Raw genomic sequence first — 2,321 nt, 5'->3', positions numbered from 1 at the left:
CCGGAGCAGCACCGCGCTGATCCACCATTGGCGGAAAGCCAATAGAGGCAGAGATTCGGCCCTGAAACCTCCGCCTCACCGGTTCGGAGCCCCTTGGGCGGGCCAGCGCCCTGAGACCTGTCTAGCCACACGTACGCCAATGCGATGGTTTGCTCGGTTGCTGCGCCAATCGTTTCGACGGCAGGAACCAGGGATACGTTTCGATCAATATTGAGCTTTCCGGCACGTTTCAGCTGGGCTGCCGTCCGGGTGCTGAGTAGCGACTTACTTCGAGGCTTGGAACGACGGCTTTCGAGAAGCTTTCCGTGACCTTGGATTGACAGAGATGGGCTAGTTTTCCGACGCTGACCGATAGGTCGCCCCGACCTTAAGTCATTCAGATCATTGCGCCTGGCTGGGACACAACCGCTCGAAGGTCAGGGCACATCATCAGTCGTGCATGTAACGTTTAAATCCCCGGTTTTTGGGCACTTTCATGACGTTCCGCCTCCGGCAAACATGTTGTTCCTCTTCTTATGAATGGCTTATTTGGGGTGGCAAGCTGCCGACCGCTTCTGGGGCCCAAGCCGGGAAAGCGGCCGTTCAGCAGGCTACTGTACTTCGACCACAATGCGCCTCCTATCCGGCCGTTCGACTGCCGCTTGCGGCGTCCCGAAAGCCGACATTGCTCACGGCGTAGCCAAGCGCAAGCCGATTACTCCGGCGTATATGTTCGAACCCCACCCGGTCCGCCACTTGGTAAAAATCGGGAACGCCGATTCTCGCCGACTTCCCTCCTTTGGTGGCTACCGGCGTCTTCAACAGGGTGTTTTTGCTGCCCTTGATGTAGATCGCGTCGTCCGCGATCTCGTTGGTCAAAGGCGCTGACATGTTCCCGCCGATAGCCGCCCTTTCAAAGCCGGAGGCGAGTGCGAGCTTCGCTTGCCAGCTCCGGCACGGCCGCTTTGGCGTGAATCTAAATTCAAACAGCAAAGCGCCCGATGGGTTGCACCGGGCACTTCTTTCTCAAGTCACCTCGAGATTACTTGGTAGCGAGGATTTCGAAATTGTGGATGTTTGCCACCACACCGTCGTCCCATCCGCCTGAGATCAATTCTGAAGCCTTTTCATTCAGGAGTCCGGCGACTTGTCCGGCAAAGTGCGCTTCGCGGCCAGAGTTGTCGGCAAAGATGTCGAAGATGGCGAAGTTGTTCTCGTCAATCTGAAGCGCCGCCCAGAACAATGTCTTGGGTTCAGTTTCTGCGACGATGGGGCCGGCGGCGGTCAGCAAGGTTGCCAATTCGGGGCCTTTACCTGGAGCAGCTTCGAACTTGATGTAAGTTGCGGTCGTTGCCGTGTAGAGATCAACCGGCGCCTTTACCGACAGGACATCGGAGTTGTTGATATTCGCGACAACACCGTCGTCCCATCCTCCGTCGACCAGCGTGCCGGCGTTTTGGTTCAAAGCCGCAGCAACCGCCCCTGAGAAGTGAGCGTCGCGTGCTTCTTCATCTGCAAAGATGTCAAAGATTGCGAGCGTATCGTCGGCTTGCAGAGCAAACCAAAGTACAGTGCCCGGCTCTGTTTCTCGCACGATAGGTGCGGCACCAGCCAGAAACTCCGCAAAGGCTCCGGTTTGGCCTTCGGCAGCGGGCATGGCGATGTAGCTGGCAGTATGATTTTCCATCGGGTTGTCCTGTGCAGTTGCAGAAGTTGTGATCAGAGCCAGTGCGGCGAATGTCTGAAGGATTTGCGTTTTCACGGTCGCCTCCTGATTTGAAGTGCATCGTGTTTGGTTTCGATGCACTCTTGTCCCATGCCGGATGCGTCGGCCTCCAATTCCGAAATTCTATCCTTTGATAGACATGGCCTATGGAAGTTTTTTGACGGCCTGAACTGAGATGTGACGGAGAATGCGGCGATGGAAATGAACCAAATCAGGTATTTTCTCGCTGTTTGCGAGCACCGAAACTTCACCCACGCAGCCAGTGCCTCCAATGTCTCCCAACCTTCCTTGACGACTGCGATCAAGAAACTTGAAGACGAGCTCGGAGGTGACCTGTTTGTCAGGGATCGTGCGGGATGCAGGCTTACGGCCCTCGGAAAACTCATGCAGCCAAGGTTGCAGAAGGTTCACGATGAGACGCGACAGGCGAAGGCAGAGGCGGTCCGTCATATGCGCTTGGAGCGGGTGCCAATCTCTGTCGGTGTCGGAGAAACGATTGGCCACAACAGGATTTCGGCAGCTATGGAGCGTACTCGTACGCGATTGCCGCAAGCCGAAATCGAATTGATCGTTGCGTCAACCTCCGAGCTTCTTGCCGGGTTACGAGATGGTGAAT

3 protein-coding genes are annotated in these 2,321 nt (G+C 56.1%); 1 reads left to right on the top strand and 2 read right to left on the bottom strand.

The window, feature by feature from the left end; all coding sequences use genetic code 11:
• Positions 1 to 618 precede the first annotated feature (618 nt).
• The gene (locus DDE77_RS19210; RefSeq protein ID WP_157959973.1) at positions 619 to 858 is read right to left on the bottom strand and encodes a hypothetical protein; all 240 of its coding nucleotides are present in this window, start codon (positions 856 to 858) and stop codon (positions 619 to 621) included.
• Between the two features lie 163 nt (positions 859 to 1,021).
• Positions 1,022 to 1,741 (bottom strand): hypothetical protein, encoded by a 720-nt coding sequence (locus DDE77_RS19205; protein WP_108399095.1) that lies wholly within the window; start codon positions 1,739 to 1,741, stop codon positions 1,022 to 1,024.
• A gap of 159 nt (positions 1,742 to 1,900) precedes the next feature.
• On the opposite strand from DDE77_RS19205, the gene DDE77_RS19200 reads away from it, so the two are divergent.
• On the top strand, positions 1,901 to 2,321 hold a 421-nt coding region (locus DDE77_RS19200; RefSeq protein WP_157959972.1), incomplete at its 3' end, for a LysR family transcriptional regulator.

It is taken from the genome of Devosia submarina, from assembly GCF_003056345.1.
Classification (GTDB): Bacteria; Pseudomonadota; Alphaproteobacteria; order Rhizobiales; family Devosiaceae; genus Devosia; species Devosia submarina.
This window is presented reverse-complemented; position numbering and strand designations above follow the sequence as displayed.